Source organism: Corynebacterium sp. LK33 (genome assembly GCF_014334955.1).
GTDB lineage: Bacteria > Actinomycetota > Actinomycetes > Mycobacteriales > Mycobacteriaceae > Corynebacterium > Corynebacterium jeikeium_D.
The window spans coordinates 1-18679 of record NZ_PDGU01000005.1 but is presented as its reverse complement, the minus strand read 5'-3'; the positions used below and the strand labels follow the sequence as shown (position 1 = coordinate 18679).

Sequence of the window (18679 nt, the reverse complement as noted above, 5' to 3'; positions counted from 1 at the left end):
TTAGGTAGTCGGCTCGTTTCCGTCGGAAATTCCAGGACCGTCGGTGCGGGTGATGCCTTCCATTCTGTCAGCAGCGGGGTCGGCATCTGCTGCGCCGCTCGCACCGGCAGCGTCGGCAGCAGCGTCGGCAGCGTCAGTATCGCTGGCGGTGCCGTCACGGTCCGGTGCCGCCGGCTCCTCGGCACTCTTCTGCTTCGCCCCGGAGACCGCCATGGCCAGCAGAATCAGACCACAGCCGAGGAACGCCAAGGCGCGGATAACGCCATCGAGCGTGGCCATGTCGTAGAAGATCAGCTTGACGATAGACAGCGCCGCAATCGTCAAACCCGCTGCCAGTCGCGCCGGAATGTGGTGGAACCTCTTCGATAGCACCAGCATGCCGGCAATCGTGGCCCAGAAAATACTCAGCAACATGTGTGCGGCGCTGAAGCTCACGCCAATAGTCGTGAGCAGCACGATAAATGGCATACCCAGTGCAGCCAGGCCAATCAGTGCAAAAGCTGGCGGTAGCTGCGACCTCGCTGCCGTCACGGCCAGGCCGACGTCGGCGCACAGCAGGAACAACAGCGAAAGCATTTCTGCCCACGTTGCCGAGTAGCCAGCCGCAGCACCGGCATTCAACGCTGCGGGCAGGATGTAGAGGTGTACTACCGTTGCGCCGAGCAGCCAGGTCAGTGCCGCAATCTTTGTATATGGTGCCACGGCATCCCGGGTTGGTTCAGGAGCCTGTAGTCGTGCGCCAATCGCGCCGTGCTTCGGTGCTGTGGCCAGCGCCCAGACAAAGAGCGCGGCACCGATGGAGATTGGGATGAGACCCCAAGTGTGGGGTCCAGTATCGGCTCCTGAGCTCCTTTCTGGGCCTGCCACCGCGAGCGCTAGCCAGGGCAGAATTGCCGTGGCCAAGGCCAATGGGGCGAGATAGCGGAAGATGGCACGGTTCCAAAGGAATACTGCAGCAATTGCGATGAACAGCACGAATCCGCCGTAGAGCAGCAACCAGAGGCTGGAGGTGGACTGTGCGGCGTTGATGGTGGGGACTGCAGCTACAACCGGAGTCGAGAAGGCAACTACTGACGTGATGGTGACCAGATCGTCTTCCCAGGTGCTGGTTTCCGAAGGCTCGTCGTCAAGCTCGGGAGTGAGTTGGCGAGCCATCGCCAGCGGGCCGAACTGGGCAAACGCGAAAAGGGCAATGGTGAGTGCGGCGATTGCGGGCATCACCAGTGCATTGTTGGTCGTGATTACGCCGATGAGAACGTTTGCGCCGAGCAGGAATGCGACTACGTACTTCCGGAAGGGGACGTTCAGGAGGCAGACGATAGCGGCGATGACCATCAGTTGAAGGGGGATTTGCGCGAGCGAGGAGCTCAGCGGGCGGGCGTGGAAGTTGAGGCCGATCGTCGCCCACAGCATTAATCCGGTGTTGATTGTGATTGTCCACGCCGCGGTTGCACTCGACTTCGTCCACCGCGCGCCGTATAGACCGACTGCGGCGAAAGGCAACATGATGACCAGCGTCGCTGCCACCGGAATCCAGTCGAGGAGGTAGGACATCGACATCGTTGTCAGGTGCGCAGCGGCTAGTGATGTCGCAATCAACGCCGTCACACCAGCAGGCGGTGCTTGACGACGGTGCGCTCGCACAGCCGCGACCGCGAGCACGGCGGCCAACAAGTAAGCCAGGATCACACGACCGGCCGGTCCAATCAGGCCGGATTGGATTGCGACCGCGACGAAAAACGCGATACCGGCAGCGGTGATGAGACCACCGAAGATGGCGATGATTCTGATGATTGCCTTCTCGTTGCGCCACCAGGGCTCGCGAGGTTCGCGCGATGCCTCTGGCAGCTTCGGTGGCGGGGTGGAGTCTGTGGGAGAAGACTGTGACGAGGGAGAAGACTGTGGTGACTTTGAATCCCGCCGCCATTGGTGGGCAGAGGGGAAGCCAAACATCGGCTGCGCAGCTGCGTCGCTCTGTGGCAGGGGAGCTGGTTGATTCCGCCAGTCCGCTTGTGTTGGCGGTGATGGCACCTGCATCTGCTGAGGCTGCTGGGGATACTGCGGTGTGGTCAGTGTCTGCTCAGCCTGCGGTGCCCAACGGGGAGGAGGCGCCTGCTCTAGTGGTGGACTGGGCGCTGGCGGCGGTTGCGGATTGTGCTGAGGAGCCCCTTGGGGTGCTGGCGCAGATTCCGTGCCCATAGTTTGAGGCGAGCGCGGTACGGTCGGCGCGTGCTCGCTTGCCTGGGAAAGGCGTACCTGCCAAGTACGGGTGAGCTGAGCCAGCCGAAGCGAGCTAGCCTCGAGATCTGCCAGAGCATGGGAAAGCTCTGAGACGGAGTCGCCGGTCAGGACAAAATCGCCGGTCGGTGGCTTGCCGTATCGGGCGGAATGCTGATTAGGATTGGTGTTCTCGGCTTTAGGGCCAAAGCCGTTGGAGCCAGTATTCATGGTGACGACTTTAATCGTGTTTGGCCTAAAAACTATGGAGAGAATCTACCAATCTGATTACAATTCGGATTGCACTTTTTTTGACGCTTGGTATCGCGTCGGGTACCGATGGTGAATAACCCGGAGTGAGAGCCGGTTTTGGTATGCGAGAACAGCTGTGTTAACATCTCGTCTACGACCGCCAGAATGCGATGCTTGCTGCCTTCGGGGAGCATTTAGTTGCATTCGGCAGCGAAGAGGATTTAAGTCCCACCCTAGGTGCGCCAAAGAATTACGGTAGCGCCGGGGTCCACCCTAATCGGTGATGTCACATCGCACGATTGGAAGGCGTCCTTATACAGTGTGTAGTAATCCGCTGTAGACGCGTGGCTTTTCTTCCTTTCCCGCTTGCTATCGCGGTTTGAAACGAAGATTGTTCAGGTTCAACCTAGGAGGCCACATCAGCGCTGAAGCTCGTATTAACGAGGATATTCGAGTACCGGAAGTCCGCCTTGTAGGACCGAATGGTGAGCAGGTGGGCGTTGTCCGCACCGGTGACGCACTCAAGCTCGCTTACGAAGCAGACCTTGACCTGGTTGAGGTTGCTCCGCGAGCAAAGCCGCCGGTCGCCAAGATTATGGACTACGGCAAGTTCAAGTACGAACAAGCCCAGAAGGCACGCGAGGCTCGAAAGAACCAGCAGCAGACTGTGGTCAAGGAGCAGAAGTTCCGTCCGAAGATTGATGACCACGACTACGAAACCAAGAAGAACAACGTTGTTCGTTTCTTGGAGAAGGGTTCGAAGGTCAAGGTCACGATTATGTTCCGTGGCCGTGAACAGTCTCGTCCAGAACTGGGATTCCGCCTGTTGGAGCGTCTGGCCGCCGATGTCGAAGAGTACGGCATTGTCGAGTCTCGCCCGAAGCAGGACGGTCGCAACATGACTATGGTCCTGGGGCCGGTTCGGAATAAGGGTAAGAAGTAACCGACCTGACCAGAAATGGTTGTAAACGAGATTTTTGCGCCACGAGCGTCAAAGATCGGTAGGGGAGAGTTTTAACATGAAGCAGAAGACCCACAAGGGCACCGCAAAGCGCATCAAGGTTACCGGTTCCGGCAAGCTGCGCCGCGAGCAGGCTAACCGCCGCCACCTCCTGGAGGGCAAGCCGTCCACTCGTACCCGTCGCCTGAAGGGCACCACGGACGTTGCTAAGTCGGACGTCAAGCGCGTCAAGCGTCTGCTGGGCAAGGCTTAATTTTTCAAGCCTCGTCCCAGGGCAATCGCCCTCTTAATTTCACTAGTTCTTAAAGACAACGAAAAGGAAGTATCACCGTGGCACGTGTGAAGCGGTCTGTTAACGCTAAGAAGAAGCGTCGCGAAGTTCTCGATTCCGCAAAGGGCTACCGTGGTCAGCGCTCCCGCCTGTACCGCAAGGCCAAGGAGCAGATGCTCCACTCCAAGACCTACGAGTTCCGCGATCGCCGCCACCGTAAGGGTCAGTTCCGTCGTCTGTGGATTCAGCGCATCAACGCTGCTGCCCGCGCTAACGACATCACCTACAACCGCTTCGTCCAGGGCCTAAACCTGGCTGGCGTTGAGGTTGACCGTAAGAACCTGGCTGAGATGGCTGTCAACGACCCGCAGGCATTCGCTGCTCTGGTCAAGGTCGCTAAGGACGCTCTGCCGGAGGACGTCAACGCTCCTGCTGCTAAGTAAAGCAGCTACGAGGTAACTCGTACGTAGCGTCGGCAAGCGTCTGCTTACTGGCAGTGCGCCTGCCAACATCTTTGAAAAACCACCGTCGATTGGGTTAACGAATAACCTCGGCGGTGGTTTTTCGTATCCGCACTGGCTTGCTGGCGGTTATGAATCCCGAGCCGCATCACTAGGATTAATCATTATGAACTCTGCGCTGTACTTCAACGACGAGCCGTTTACTCCTCGCACTCCGCGAGTCTCGGCGGCTATTCAGCTCCACCGTGCGGCCAAGCGGAAGAAGGCCGGTCGCTTCCTCATTGAGGGCTTCAATTCCGTCGATGCAGCTATCCGCGCAGAGGCTGTCGTGGAAATCTTCGTCACCGCTGCTGCCGCCGAGCAGTTCCGAGAGCTGCTCACGGGGTATCTCGAATCTGGGACGCAGCGTAAGTCTGTTTCGCTTATCGACGACTCCGCTGCCCGCTCTTTGAGCGAAACTGTCACCACCACCGGACTCTTCGCCGTCTGCGACACCAATGCGGTGTCCACTTCGTTGGAAGAGGCCATTGAGGTTGGAAAGCAGTCCGGCTGTTTGGTGATTCCGGTGGAGTGCAATGACCCGGGTAATGTCGGCACGATTGTGCGTATGACTGATGCTCTCGGCGCTGGCGCGGTTATCCTTGCTGGCGATTCGGTTGACCCGTTGAATTCTAAGGCCGTGCGTTCCTCGGCAGGTTCTGTTTTTCATACCCCTGTCGCACGCGAGCGCGATATTGACGTCGTTATGGAGAAAGTTAGGGAAGCGGGCTTTACCACCCTCGCCACGGCGATGGATGGCGCTCTCACGCTCGGCGTTGATGCGCTTCCCGATGGTCCCGTCGCCTGGCTTTTCGGCAACGAAGCCCATGGCCTGTCGGAGGAGATTACGGCCTCGGCGGGGGCAAGTGTGTCCATCCCGATTAAGGGCGAGGCAGAGTCGTTGAACCTCGCCACCGCAGCGGCCATGTGTCTGTGGGAGACGGTCCGGGGTAAGTAGGAAACCTCGATGGTGAGGTGCATGCACGTGTGCAGTTATCCTCGACTATGATTGTTCCATCACAAGAACTGATAGTCCTATATAGAAGTGGTTGACACGTGAGCGATTCGCCAAATCCTATCGATCTTTCCGAGGACGCCCTCCAGGCGGCTGCGCAGAAGGCCACGGATGCCTTTGATGCTGCCGGCAACCTGGATGAGCTTTCTGCCGCCCGCCGTGAGCACTTGGGGGATGAAGGCTACATTCCGCAGGCTCGCCGCGCGCTGGGCTCCATTCCGAAGGCTGAGCGCAAGGATGCTGGTCGTCGCGTAAACGTTGTTCGCGGAGCCGTCGAAAAGCACTATGCAGAGCGTCTTGCCGTGCTGGAGGAAGAGGAAAACGCGCGCCGTCTGGTCGCGGAGCGTATCGACGTGTCGGTGGACACCACGCGGGGCCAGCGCGGCGGCATGCATCCAATTACCATTCTGTCCGAGCAGATCGGTGACATCTTTGTGGGCATGGGCTGGGAAGTTGCCGAGGGCCCGGAGGTCGAAGCCGAGTACTTCAACTTTGACGCACTGAACTTCCTGCCGGATCACCCGGCTCGTACTCTGCAGGATACTTTCCACATTGCGCCGGAAGGGTCCAAGCAGGTGCTGCGTACGCACACCTCGCCAGTTCAGGTTCGTACTCTGCAGTCACGTGACCTGCCGATTTACGTTATCTGCCCGGGCCGTACCTTCCGCACCGATGAGCTCGACGCCACCCACACCCCGGTCTTCCACCAGGTGGAGGGACTCGCTGTGGACAAGGGGCTGACCATGGGGCACCTGCGCGGCACGCTGGATCACATGGCAAAGGCGCTGTTCGGTCCGGAGACCAAGACCCGCATGCGCACTAACTACTTCCCGTTCACGGAGCCGTCCGCTGAGGTCGACGTCTGGTTCCCGAACAAGAAGGGCGGCGCAGGCTGGATTGAGTGGGGCGGCTGCGGCATGGTCAACCCGAACGTGCTGCGTGCCTCTGGTATTGACCCGGAGGTGTACTCGGGCTCCGCGTTCGGCATGGGTCTGGAGCGCACCCTGCAGTTCCGCAATGGCCTGACCGACATGCGCGACATGGTCGAAGGCGACGTCCGCTTCACGCAGCCGTTCGGTATCCGCGGCTAATTCACTGACCTACAGATAGGAGTTTTACTTACATGTTCATTCCACAGTCGTGGGTCACTGAAATCGTTCGCGGCCCAGAGAACACCATCAACCCGGACTGGTCTGTCACTCCGGACGAGCTGGATGAGGGCTTTGTCCGCGTTGGTTTTGAAACCGAGGGGCACGAGCCGCTGGAGAAGGTCGAGGGGCCGCTGGTTTTCGGCCGCGTCGACCACATTGAGGAGCTCGAGGGCTTCAAGAAGCCAATTCGCTTCTGTCAGGTCAATGTCGGTGATGCCAATGGCACCGGCGAGCTGCAGGAGATTATTTGTGGTGCCCGCAACTTCGAAGAGGGCTCCATTGTCGTCGTCGCGCTGCCGGGCTGCGTGCTGCCGGGTGGGTTCGAAATTTCCGCACGGAAGACTTACGGCAAGGTTTCCAACGGCATGCTCTGCTCCGAAGCTGAGCTGGGCATGACCGATTCCTCCGCCGGTATTCTCAGGCTGCCGTCGGCCCCGGCTGAGCTGGGTTCGTGCGCCAAGGAGTTCATCGGTCTCGATGACGAGAAGTTCGAGGTCAACATCACTCCGGACCGCGGTTACGCGCTGTCGGCCCGCGGTTTGGGCCGCGAGATCTGCTCCGCCTTCAACCTCGACTTCGCCGATCCGGCCAAGGTCAAGGAGCTGCCGGTCGAAGGTGAGATCCTGAACGTCACCATCGACGAGGACACCGACACCCGCCGCTTTGGTCTGCGCCGTGTCACCGGCATCGACCCGAACGCCGAGACCCCGTGGTGGATGCGCCGCCGCCTGCTGCTGGCTGGTCAGCGTCCGGTCAACGTGGCCACGGACGTCACCAACTACGTGATGCTGCTGCTCGGTCAGCCGATGCACGCTTTCGATGGTTCCAAGATCGCTGGTGGCCTGCACATCCGCAACGCTAAGGCCGGCGAGACTCTGACCACCCTCGACCACGTGGACCGCAAGCTCGACCCGGCAGACGTTGTCATCTGCGACGACAATGGTATTCAGTCGCTGGCCGGCATCATGGGTGGTCTCACCTCCGAGATCGCCGACGACACCACCGATGTTGTCTTCGAGGCCGCCAACTGGTCGCCGCTGCATGTCTTCCGCAGTGGTCGCCGCCACAAGCTGAGCTCCGAGGCTTCACGACGTTTCGAGCGCGGCGTGGACACCGCTCTGGTCGAGCCGGCTCTGGATCTGGCCTGCCAGCTGCTCGCTGACATCGCCGGCGGCACTATCGACACTGGTCGCACCCTGCTCGGTGAGGTTGCCACCATGCCGACTATTGACTTTGCCGTCAACCGCGCCAGCGAAGTTGCGGGCGTTGATTACCCGCGTGAGACCGTCATTGGTCGCCTGCGCGAGGTCGGTTGCGAGGTGGTCGACAACGGTGACCGCCTGGCTGTCACTCCGCCGACCTGGCGCTCGGACCTGACCATGTCCGCTGACCTGGTTGAGGAAATCCTGCGTCTGGAAGGCCTGGAAGACATTCCGGTTATCCTCCCAATCGCCCCGGCCGGTCGCGGTCTGACCGAGCGTCAGCTGCGCCGCCGCTTCGTCGGTCACGCGCTGGCTCACAATGGCTACCTGGAGATTCTGCCGACACCGTTCATTGCCAACGATGTCTTCGACGTCTGGGGCCTGGACGCTGATGACCCGCGTCGTAACACCGTCAAGGTCATCAACCCGTTGGAGTCCGACCACGCTCAGCTGGGCACGACTCTGCTGCCGTCCATGCTTGAATCGCTGAAGCGCAATGTTGCTCGCGGCCAGGTCGACCTGTCGCTCTACGGTGTGGAGCAGGTATCCATCGAGCGTGGCAACGGTGTCTCGCCGATGCCGTCGACTGCCGACTTGCCGAGCGAGGCCGAGCGCGCCGAGCTGCTGGACTCGCTGCCGGAGCAGCCGCTGCACGTCGCCACTGTCGCCTGCGGTCGTATCCGCCTGGATAGCCCGTGGGGTGACGAGGCCGCGTACACCGTCGCGGACGCCATCGAAGCCGCGCGCATTGTTGCCCGCGCTGCCAATGTCGAGCTGGAGATTCGCAATGCTGAGGTGCTGCCGTGGCACCCGGGCCGCTGCGCTGAGCTGCTTGTCGACGGCGAGGTCGTCGGCCACGCCGGTGAGCTGCACCCGAAGGTATGCAAGGATGCTGGTCTGCCGGAGCGCACCTGCGCGATGGAGATTAATCTCGATGCGTTGCCAGTTACTGGGCATCTGCCGGCGCCGGTACTCAGCCCGTTCCCGGCTGTCCACCAGGACGTCGCGCTTGTTGTCAGCGATGAGGTCTCCGCTGCAGAAGTGGAGAAGACTCTGGTGGAGGGTGCCGGTGAGCTCCTCGAATCCATTCGTATCTTCGATGTTTACCGTTCCGAGCAGATGGGCGAAGGCGTTCGTTCACTGGCGTACTCCCTGCGTTTCCGCGCGCCGGACCGTACGCTGAAGGAAGAGGAAGCTTCCGCGGCTCGCGAGGCGGCCATTGAGCTGGCCACTACCCGTCACGGCGCTCAGCTGCGTGGCTAAAAGGGGAGACCACAGGGAGAGATACCCATGATTGGCATCTTGCGGCACCGCGGCAACAGGCTGAATAGCGCAGAGGCACGAGAGCAGCGCGTTGGAGTGCGCGCGGTGAGCAGCGCGAAGCCTGCGGCGACTGTGGCTGCAGCTGCTGTCACGGCAGGTCTGTTGCTCACCGGCGCGCCGAGTGCGGCTGCGCTGGTTGGCGGGGAGGCTGCTGCGCCTAGTGTGGCGGCGGACTCCGTGGTGTCAATCATGGTCCAGACCAGTCCCCATACCGGAAACTTTTGCACGGGAACTGCAATCGCCCCGCAGTGGGTAATGACCGCCGCCCACTGCGTGCGTGATGTCCCGCAGCAGGCTGGGGAAGTAGAGGTCGGTTTCGGTCAGGATTCCCACCGTGTTCCTATCGATAGCTGGGAAATTGCGCCCACCGGTGACGTAGCGCTTGTTCACCTTGCGGGCGACGCAGCTCTTCCGGGGTATCCCGCAATGGAACGTCGTCAAGCGTTTTCGGAGCAAGAAACGGCAGGCACGGTCTATGGACGCTCGCTGCTCGGCGATGTTGCGGACGGCACGCTGCCGTCGGCGACCGTCACCGCTTCGATGTGTCCGGTGAAGTTTCAACAGTGCGTGCGGGAAGACTCGGTGTTGGCGCGCATGGAGCGCCCCGCGGCGTTGCAGGTAGGCGATTCGGGCGGACCGCTCTTTATCGACGGCCAGCTAGCGGCGGTGTTCTCGGGCGCGGTGGCTTTTGATGGCAGCGTGGCACCGGAGGAGTCGGGTTACTATCTCTACACCACGACGTCATCGGTGGCGCAGTGGGCAGATGGCGTGATGAGGCAGGAGCCAAGCGTCGCGTTCGTTGAGTAATCTGCCGTGCTCGGCGGACGCGATGTATGTACCGATGACGGCGTTATATTCATAATTCACTCCAGTCACATCGGTAGAGTTCCAGCACTTTGACAACGAATTCTATGAATATCTTGCAACACAGTGAATAAAAGTGTTGAATGTTTGGCATGAGTATTTCCGTTGCCATTGCCGGTGCGACCGGTTACGCAGGAGGAGAGATCCTCCGCCTCCTGTTGTCGCACCCGGCGTATCTTTCCGGCGAACTGACCATCGGCGCACTAACGGGAGCATCCAACGCGGGTGCTCGTGTGGGCGACATTATGCCTCATGTGGCACCTTTGGCTGACCGCCGTATTGAGCCGACTAATGGTGACACACTCGCCGGGCATGACGTGGTGTTCCTCGGCCTGCCCCACGGTCATTCGGCTGCGATTGCAGAGCAGTTGGGCGATGACACGGTGATTATTGACTGCGGCGCGGATTTCCGCCTGCAGGATGCCGCTGAGTGGGAGCACTACTACGGCTCGGAGCACGCCGGTACCTGGACTTACGGTATTCCAGAGCTGCCGGGCAACAGGGAAGTAGTGGCTGCTTCCAAGCGTATTGCTGTGCCGGGTTGTTTCCCCACTGGCGGTACTATTACGGCACTGCCAGCAGTTGCAAAGGGGCTGGTCAAGCCGGAGCTGTCCGTTGTTTCCGTCACCGGTACCTCCGGTGCGGGCAAGAAGGCAGCTGTGCCCCTGCTCGGGTCCGAGGTTATGGGCAATCTCCGCGCCTACAACACTGCGGGCAAGCACCGCCACATCGCAGAATTCCTGCAAAACCTCAAGCCGTACGCAGAGGATCTCACCGTTAGCTTCACACCGGTGCTCGCCCCAACGTCACGCGGCATTCTCACCACCATCACCGCCCCGCTTGTCGACGGGGTGACGGAGGCAGCCGCACGGGAGACCTACCTCGAGTTCTACAAGGATGAGCCGTTTGTGCAGGTGTTGGCCGAAGGGCTGCAGCCGCAGACTCAGTCGGTAATTGGCTCTAACTTGGTTCAGATTCAGGTTGAGGTAGATGAACGCGCCAAGCGTCTAGTGTTGACCTCGGCGATTGACAATCTGACAAAGGGCACCGGTGGTGCCGCAGTTCAGTGCATGAATTTGGTTACTGGACAGAATGAAACTGCAGGACTTCCACTGGTAGGAGTTGCCCCATGATGAAGGAAGAAAAAGAAGGTCTCGTCAACGTCGCTGGTGACGAAGGCGGCGTATGCGCACCTCAGGGGTTCGCGGCCAGTGGTGTCATTGCAGGCATCAAGGTCAGCGGAAACCCGGACATGGCGCTCATCGTAAACCAGGGGCCGGAGAAGACTGCCGCGGCTGTCTTTACCACCAACCGTGTCCAGGCTGCGCCGGTGACGGTATCCAAGAAGCACATCGCTGACGGCAAGCTGTCAGCTGTGGTGCTGAACTCGGGCAATGCCAACGCCTGCAATGGTCAGCCGGGTATTGCCGACGCCCTCGAAGTCTGCCAGAAGGTCGCAGATGAGCTCGGCGTCGATGTAACCGAGATTGGTACCTGCTCCACCGGCTTGATTGGTGACCGGTTGCCGATGGACATTGTGCTGGCAGGTGTGCCGAAGCTTTGTGAGAATCTGGGCAGCGATGCCGCCGCAGGTACGGCTGCAGCAGAAGCCATCTTGACCACTGACTTGGTGGCAAAGCAGGCCGTTGCGCATGGTGACGGATTCACTGTCGGTGCCATGGGCAAGGGTGTTGGCATGATTAGCCCGTCGATGGCCACGATGCTCGGTGTGATTACGACGGATGCGTCGGTAAGCGCAGAAATGGCGCACGAGGCTATTGCCAAAGCTAGCGAGGTTACGTTTAACCGCCTAGATATTGATGGCTCCACATCCACCAATGACACCGTCATCATTTTGGCCAACGGTGCCTCTGGTGTGAAACCCTCGCAGGAGGAGCTCGACCAGGCAGTGCTCAGTGTGTGTGATTCCATCGCACGCCAGATGCAGTCGGACGCCGAAGGCGTGACCAAGCGTGTGTCCGTGACCGTGCGTGGCACCGGTGGCGCGGAAGATGCCCTGGTAGCTGCTCGAATTATCGGCCGCGACAACCTCTTCAAGTGTGCGATGTTCGGTTCGGACCCGAACTGGGGTCGTGTGCTGGCGGCTGTCGGCACTGCGCCGGTGGATATGGATCCGGAGCACATCACGGTTTCCTTCAATGGTCACGTAGTCTGTCGCGATACCGGTGGCACGCCAGATGCACGTGAAGTGGATCTCTCCGGCAAGGACATTGCCGTTGAGGTTGACCTCGGTACTGGTAATCCGGAAGAGGCCACGATTCGTACGACTGACCTTTCCCACGACTACGTTCACATCAACTCGGCTTATTCGTCGTAAAGGTTTTGAGGAGACTCTGCAATGGTTCACCAGTTGACCGAAGGGCTGTCCTTCGAACAGCGGGCACATGTGCTGGCGGAAGCACTACCGTGGCTGCAGCACCACCGCGACAAGATTGTGGTGGTCAAGTACGGCGGTAACGCGATGACCGACCTGAAACTGAAGAAGGCCTTCGCGCAGGACATGGTTTTTCTGCGCACCGTGGGTGTGAAGCCGGTGGTTGTCCACGGTGGCGGCCCTCAGATTTCGTCGATGCTCAAGCGCCTGGGGCTGGAGGGAGAGTTCCGAGGCGGTTTCCGTGTCACGACTCCGGAGATCATGGAAATTGTCCGCATGGTGCTCTTCGGGCAGGTCGGCCGCGAACTGGTGAACCTCATCAACGCCTACGGCCCATATGCAGTGGGTACCTCTGGTGAGGACGGTGGACTGTTCACTGGTACCCGACGCACGGTAAATGTCGGTGGCAAGGAGACAGATATCGGGCTGGTTGGCAATATCACCGAGGTGCACTCGGAAACGCTATTGGATCTGATTGATGCCGGACGTATTCCGGTGGTCTCTACGATTGCGCCGTCCGCTGATGGCAAAGAGGTCTACAACATCAACGCCGACACGGCAGCAGGTGCACTGGCATCGGCAATTAACGCGAACCGTTTGGTGATTCTGACTAATGTCGAGGGTCTCTACACGGATTGGCCGAACCGCGATTCGCTGGTGTCAAGGATTTCCACTTCTCATCTGCGAGAAATCCTTCCGACGCTGGATTCCGGAATGATTCCGAAGATGGAGTCCTGCCTGAACGCAGTGGATCAGGGAGTGCCTGCGGCCCACGTTATCGACGGCCGCCAGCCGCACTCGGTGCTGCTGGAGCTGATGACTTCCGGCGGTATCGGCACAATGGTAGAGCCCGGATAAGGCAGAAAAGACTGACAAGAATTTAGCTACACACGTTAGGCAGGTCGAAAGACGACATGAGCGACTTCAAGCAGCAGTGGCAACACACGATGATGAACAATTACGGCACGCCGCGCATTGAGCTTGTGCAGGGTAAGGGCGCTATTGTCACGGATTCCGAGGGCAAGGAATACCTGGACCTGCTCGCCGGTATTGCAGTCAACGCGTTGGGTCACGCACATCCGGCAATCGTGGAAGCTGTGTCCAAGCAGATTTCCACGATGGGGCACGTGTCCAACATCTTCGCCTCTGAGCCGCCGCTGGCACTGGGCGAGAAGCTCATTGAGCTCACTGGCTGGGACACTGATGACACCCGGATTATGTTCTGCAATTCCGGCACCGAGGCCAATGAGGCCGCGTTCAAGCTGGCGCGGTTGACGGGACGCAATCGCATTATCGCGACCCACCATGGGTTCCATGGCCGCACCATGGGCGCACTTGCCATGACCGGTCAGCCGGACAAGCGCACCCCGTTCGAACCGATGCCGGGTGGAGTCGAGTTCGTGCCGTACGGTGACATTGACTTCCTCACCAAGACCATCGAATCCGATCCGTTGGGTGTCGCTGCGGTGATTCTGGAACCAATTCAGGGTGAGACCGGTGTGGTCGCACCGCCAGAGGGATACCTCGCTGCCGTCCGCGAACTGACCAAGCGCTTCGACGTTCTCATGATTGTCGACGAAGTACAGACCGGCATCGGCCGTACCGGCCAGTGGTTTGCCCACCAGCACGATGGCATCGTGCCGGACGTTATGACCCTGGCCAAGGGCCTCGGCGGCGGCCTACCGCTCGGTGCTGTCATCGCCAACGGCCGCGCAGCGGAACTGTTTACTCCTGGTGCGCACGGCACCACCTTTGGTGGCAATCCGGTCTGTGCCGCTGCCGGCCTGGCCGTCATCGAGACGCTGGAAGAAGAAAAGCTGCTCAATCGAGTCACCGAGAAGGGCAAGGTCCTGGCTCGCAAGCTCGCGTCGTTAAGCCATGTCGATCACGTGCGTGGTCGCGGCTTCATGCTTGGACTGGTGCTGCGCGAGAACCTGGCGAAAGAAGCGGTTAACGCCGGTTATGAGCGTGGTGTCATTCTGAACGCTCCGCAGGCGAATGTGCTGCGTATTGTGCCGCCGTTGAACCTCAGCGATGAGGAAGTCAACCGTGCCGTCGAGTTGATTGATGCCTGCCTGAACGACGCCGCCGAGGCTGTCGCCAACAATGGAAGGAATTAGGAACTGATGCTCCGTCATTTTCTCGCCGATGATGACCTGACTCCACAGGAGCAGGCTGAGGTGCTGCAGTTGGCTGCAGAGCTGAAGGCAGCGCCGTACTCCCGCCGTCCGTTTGAAGGGCCACAGTCGGTTGCGGTGCTGTTCGACAAGACATCGACTCGTACCCGTTTCTCCTTCGACGCTGGTATTGCGGCTCTGGGCGGCAACGCGATTGTGGTCGAAACCGGAAACTCGCAGATGGGCAAGGGCGAAACCTACCAGGACACCGCTGCTGTGCTCAGCCGCTTTGTCTCGGCAATCGTCTGGCGCACCTACGCGCAGTCCGGTTTGGAAGCCATGTCTGAAACCGCGACGGTGCCGATTGTCAACGCGCTTTCCGACGAGTTCCACCCGTGCCAGATTCTCGCTGACCTACAGACCATCATCGAGCACAAGTGCCCGGAGGAAGGCCAGACGGGACTGCGTGGCAAGAAGGCTGTGTACTTCGGCGATGGTGCCAACAACATGGCCAACTCCTACCTCGTGGGCTTCGCCACCGCAGGTCTGGACGTCACCATCTGTGCACCGGAGGACTTCCAGCCGGAGCAGGTCTACGTCGACCGTGCCAAGAAGGTCGCGGAGCAGACCGGTGCGGCCGTGTCCGTGACCGCGGACGTCGATGAGGCCATTGCCGGTGCTGACGTTGTCATCACCGATACCTGGGTCAGCATGGGTCAGGAGAACGACGGCCTGGATCGGCGTACTCCGTTCCTGCCGTACCAGGTCAACGCTGAGCTGATGGCCAAGGCAAATGAGGATGCCATCTTCCTGCACTGCCTGCCGGCATACCGTGGCAACGAAGTTACTGCCGAGGTCATCGATGGCCCGCAGTCGGTAGTCTTCGACGAGGCGGAAAACCGCATGCACGCTCAGAAGGCGTTGCTGACCTGGCTGGTGGAGAGGCAGTAAGGTCATGACCGCAGCACAACCAGGATCTCGCACAGCTCGGCAGACGCGCATCGCTGACCTGCTGGCGCAGCATCACGTGTCCAGTCAGGTTCAGCTCGTCGAGCTGCTTGCCGACGAAGGCATTGAGATTGCGCAGGCGACGTTGTCCAGAGACCTCGATGAGCTGGGAGCCCGAAAGATTCGCGATGGAGCCAACGGTTCGCGGTATTCCATCGTCGAAGATGCACTCGCTGTCTCCAGCGGGGCAGTGGCCAGGATGCGGCGCGTTTTAGACGAGCTGCTGGTCTCTATTGATCATTCGGGCACCATCGCGGTTGTGCGTACACCACCGGGAGCCGCACAGTATCTAGCCAGTGTGATTGACCGTGCGGGACTCAAAGAAATCGTTGGCACAATTGCGGGAGATGACACCGTAATGTGCCTGGCTAGAGAACCACTTTCCGGCGCTGACCTAGCCCAGCGTCTAGCCGCCGGAACGAACCAGTAAACTATTCCACGAAATGCTTTAAAGCACCGATTAAAGGAGCGCTTACCCTATGACCAACCGGGTTATTCTTGCTTACTCTGGTGGCCTCGACACCACCGTTGCTATTCCGTACCTCAAGGAAATGACCGACGGCGAGGTCGTCGCAGTTTCCATCGATGTCGGACAGGGCGGCGAGGACATGGAGTCCGTGCGTCAGCGCGCTCTGGACGCCGGCGCTGTCGAAGCTGTCGTTGTCGACGCTAAGGACGAGTTCGCCGAGGAGTACTGCCTGCCGACCATTAAGGCCAATGGTCTCTACATGAAGCAGTACCCGCTGGTTTCTGCACTGTCTCGCCCGCTGATTGTTAAGCACATGGCGAAGGCCGCAGAGGAGTTCGGTGGCACTCACGTCGCACACGGCTGCACCGGTAAGGGCAATGACCAGGTCCGTTTCGAGGTTGGTTTCGCCAACACCGCCCCGGATCTGAAGATTATTGCACCGGCTCGTGACTTCGCTTGGACCCGCGACAAGGCTATTGCCTTCGCTGAGGAGAAGGGTCTGCCAATTGAGCAGTCCAAGTCCTCTCCGTTCTCCATTGACCAGAACCTCTTCGGTCGCGCCATTGAGACCGGCTACCTGGAGGACCTGTGGAACGCACCGACCAAGGATGTCTACGCGTACACCGAGGATCCGACCCTGAACTTCAGCTCCCCGGACGAGGTCATCATCTCCTTCGAGGACGGTAAGCCGACTGCCATCGACGGCAAGAAGGTTTCCGTGCTTGAGGCCATCGAAGAGATGAACCGCCGCGCTGGTGCTCAGGGCATCGGTCGTCTGGACATGGTTGAAGACCGCCTGGTCGGAATTAAGTCCCGCGAGATCTACGAGGCTCCGGGCGCAATTGCCATCATGACCGCACACGCAGCGCTCGAGGACGTCACCGTTGAGCGTGAGCTGGCTCGTTACAAGCGCCAGGTCGAGGGCGAGTGGGCCAACCTGGTCTACGACGGCCTGTGGTTCTCGCCGCTGAAGCGCGCGCTGGATGCCTTCATCGAGGAGTCCCAGAAGGGCGTTTCCGGTGACATCCGCATGGTCATGCACGCAGGTCACTGCAACGTCAACGGTCGTCGTTCGAACACCTCGCTGTACGACTTCAACCTGGCTACCTACGACGAGGGCGACACCTTCGACCAGACCCTGGCTCGCGGTTTTGTCGAGCTGCACGGCCTGTCCTCGAAGATGGCCGCAAAGCGCGACTTCAAACTGTAAAGATTCTCCAGAGCGACTAGAGCGAAAGGCCTATTGGAAAAGACAATGGTCGAAAAGCACGGTACCAACGAAGGCTCCCTGTGGGGCGGCCGCTTTGCCGGTGGCCCGTCCGAGGCGATGGCCGCATTGAGCAAGTCCACCCATTTTGACTGGGTGCTCGCGCCTTACGACGTTCTTGCGTCCAAGGCCCACGCCCGAGTGCTGCATGCCCGTGGGCTGCTCAGCGATGCCGACTTTGACACCATGATCGAAGGCCTTGATCAGCTCGGTCGCGACGTTGCCTCCGGCGAATTTGGTCCGGAGCCGACGGATGAGGACGTCCACGGTGCCATGGAGCGCGGTCTGATTGATCGCGTCGGCCCGGAGGTCGGCGGTCGCCTGCGCGCTGGTCGTTCCCGCAATGACCAGGTGGCAACTCTGTTCCGCATGTGGCTGCGCGATGCCGTGCGCGGCGTTGCACTGGATGTCACTGACCTGGTTGCCGCCCTGGTGGCTCAGTCCAAGGCACATCCGGATGCCATCATGCCGGGCAAGACCCACTCCCAGGCAGCGCAGCCGGTATTGCTGGCACACCAGTTGCTGGCTCACGCGCATCCGCTGCTGCGCGATCTGGACCGCATCCGCGATCTCGACCGTCGACTGGCTGTGTCCCCGTACGGTTCTGGTGCGCTCGCAGGGTCCTCGCTGCACTTGGATCCGGAAGCCATTGCTGAAGAGCTCGGCTTCGACTCTGCCACGGACAACTCCATTGACGGCACTTCTTCGCGTGACTTCGCCTCTGAGGCGGCATTCGTCTTCGCCCAGATTGCCGTGGACATGTCTCGCCTGGCAGAGGAAATCATCTACTGGGCCACCCCGGAGTACGGTTACGTCACTCTGGCTGATGCCTGGTCGACTGGATCCTCCATCATGCCGCAGAAGAAGAACCCGGACGTGGCAGAACTGACCCGCGGTAAGACCGGTCGCCTGATCGGTAACCTCGCTGGTCTTATGGCCACGCTGAAAGCGCAGCCGCTGGCCTACAACCGTGACCTCCAGGAGGACAAGGAGCCTTTGGTGGACTCGGTTGAGCAGCTAACCTTGCTGCTGCCGGCCCTGACCGGCCTGGTGGCAACGCTGACCTTCCATGAAGACCGTCTGCGCGAGCTCGCTCCGGCGGGCTACACCCTGGCCACGGACTTGGCCGAGTGGCTGGTCCGCGAGGGCGTACCGTTCCGCGACGCTCACGAGGCATCCGGCCAGTGCGTCCGCATCGCGGAGTCCAAGGGCGGTATCGGTCTGGACGAGCTTTCCGACGAGGACCTCGCCGGTGTCCACCCGGCACTGACTCCAAAGGTCCGTGAAGTGCTTACTATCGACGGCGCTGTCGCTTCCCGCGATACTCGCGGCGGCACTGCGGGTGTCCGTGTTGCAGAGCAGCTCGCTCGTGTCGACGAGAAGAACACTGAGCTAAAGCAGTGGGCTGAAAAGCCGGTTCGCGGCTAAAACTGGCAAAGCTGGCAACCTGCTAGCTCAGCTAACGCGGCTAATTAATCGGTGTGCGGTCAATCGACCTCACGCCGATTTTTTACAGCCCGGGGGGGGGGAAGAGTAGAAAAACCAGCAACCCGACAACTGATGACCCGACAACTGGCAACCCGAAAAATTACGGGCTCCACGTGCGAATACGGGCTGCAAATGTGAAACTGTGTAAGTTTATGACACTTTCAGGCCATTTTTCGGGC

16 protein-coding genes are annotated in these 18679 nt (G+C 60.2%); 15 read left to right on the top strand and 1 reads right to left on the bottom strand.

Going from position 1 to position 18679, the window contains the following annotated elements:
- Nucleotides 1-2448 carry a DUF2339 domain-containing protein gene (locus tag CRD20_RS00825; protein WP_187404682.1) on the bottom strand — a complete coding sequence of 816 codons (2448 nt, stop codon included), beginning with the start codon at nucleotides 2446-2448 and terminating at the stop codon, nucleotides 1-3.
- 412 nt (nucleotides 2449-2860) lie between these two features.
- Between CRD20_RS00825 and infC the strand changes: the two genes are divergently transcribed.
- The 15 genes from infC to argH all read left to right on the top strand — a co-directional run bounded on the left by infC (nucleotide 2861) and on the right by argH (nucleotide 18440).
- Nucleotides 2861-3412: a translation initiation factor IF-3 gene (gene infC / locus CRD20_RS00820; protein ID WP_172954614.1), complete on the top strand. Its 552-nt coding sequence runs from the start codon at nucleotides 2861-2863 to the stop codon at nucleotides 3410-3412.
- A gap of 76 nt (nucleotides 3413-3488) precedes the next feature.
- The gene (gene rpmI / locus CRD20_RS00815) at nucleotides 3489-3683 is read left to right on the top strand and encodes a 50S ribosomal protein L35 (protein ID WP_005511726.1); all 195 of its coding nucleotides are present in this window, start codon (nucleotides 3489-3491) and stop codon (nucleotides 3681-3683) included.
- A gap of 77 nt (nucleotides 3684-3760) precedes the next feature.
- On the top strand, nucleotides 3761-4144 hold the full coding sequence (gene rplT, locus CRD20_RS00810; protein WP_016422904.1) for a 50S ribosomal protein L20: 384 nt from the start codon (nucleotides 3761-3763) through the stop codon (nucleotides 4142-4144).
- Between the two features lie 184 nt (nucleotides 4145-4328).
- On the top strand, nucleotides 4329-5159 hold the full coding sequence (locus CRD20_RS00805; RefSeq protein WP_070858864.1) for an RNA methyltransferase: 831 nt from the start codon (nucleotides 4329-4331) through the stop codon (nucleotides 5157-5159).
- Between the two features lie 98 nt (nucleotides 5160-5257).
- Nucleotides 5258-6307: a phenylalanine--tRNA ligase subunit alpha gene (gene pheS / locus CRD20_RS00800; RefSeq protein ID WP_187404681.1), complete on the top strand. Its 1050-nt coding sequence runs from the start codon at nucleotides 5258-5260 to the stop codon at nucleotides 6305-6307.
- Between the two features lie 32 nt (nucleotides 6308-6339).
- Nucleotides 6340-8832, top strand: coding sequence for a phenylalanine--tRNA ligase subunit beta (gene pheT, locus CRD20_RS00795; protein ID WP_187404680.1), 2493 nt, complete (start codon nucleotides 6340-6342; stop codon nucleotides 8830-8832).
- Between the two features lie 27 nt (nucleotides 8833-8859).
- The gene (locus CRD20_RS00790) at nucleotides 8860-9699 is read left to right on the top strand and encodes a trypsin-like serine protease (protein WP_187404679.1); all 840 of its coding nucleotides are present in this window, start codon (nucleotides 8860-8862) and stop codon (nucleotides 9697-9699) included.
- Nucleotides 9700-9848: 149 nt separating this feature from the next.
- Nucleotides 9849-10889: an N-acetyl-gamma-glutamyl-phosphate reductase gene (gene argC, locus CRD20_RS00785; RefSeq protein WP_187404678.1), complete on the top strand. Its 1041-nt coding sequence runs from the start codon at nucleotides 9849-9851 to the stop codon at nucleotides 10887-10889.
- Entirely contained in the window at nucleotides 10886-12094 is a 1209-nt protein-coding gene (argJ, locus tag CRD20_RS00780; protein ID WP_005511724.1) for a bifunctional glutamate N-acetyltransferase/amino-acid acetyltransferase ArgJ, read from the top strand. Before argC ends, argJ begins: the two co-directional genes overlap by 4 nt.
- Before the next feature lie 21 nt (nucleotides 12095-12115).
- Nucleotides 12116-13009 (top strand): acetylglutamate kinase, encoded by an 894-nt coding sequence (gene argB / locus CRD20_RS00775; RefSeq protein ID WP_187404677.1) that lies wholly within the window; start codon nucleotides 12116-12118, stop codon nucleotides 13007-13009.
- Nucleotides 13010-13065: 56 nt separating this feature from the next.
- A complete protein-coding gene (locus tag CRD20_RS00770; protein WP_187404676.1) occupies nucleotides 13066-14271 on the top strand; it encodes an acetylornithine transaminase in 1206 nt (401 codons plus the stop codon).
- Between the two features lie 6 nt (nucleotides 14272-14277).
- Nucleotides 14278-15219 (top strand): ornithine carbamoyltransferase, encoded by a 942-nt coding sequence (gene argF, locus CRD20_RS00765; RefSeq protein ID WP_016422895.1) that lies wholly within the window; start codon nucleotides 14278-14280, stop codon nucleotides 15217-15219.
- Nucleotides 15220-15223: 4 nt separating this feature from the next.
- The gene (locus CRD20_RS00760; protein WP_005511719.1) at nucleotides 15224-15706 is read left to right on the top strand and encodes an arginine repressor; all 483 of its coding nucleotides are present in this window, start codon (nucleotides 15224-15226) and stop codon (nucleotides 15704-15706) included.
- A gap of 49 nt (nucleotides 15707-15755) precedes the next feature.
- On the top strand, nucleotides 15756-16955 hold the full coding sequence (locus CRD20_RS00755) for an argininosuccinate synthase (protein WP_016422894.1): 1200 nt from the start codon (nucleotides 15756-15758) through the stop codon (nucleotides 16953-16955).
- A 45-nt stretch (nucleotides 16956-17000) separates the two neighbouring features.
- A complete protein-coding gene (argH, locus tag CRD20_RS00750; protein ID WP_016422893.1) occupies nucleotides 17001-18440 on the top strand; it encodes an argininosuccinate lyase in 1440 nt (479 codons plus the stop codon).
- Nucleotides 18441-18679 lie beyond the last annotated feature (239 nt).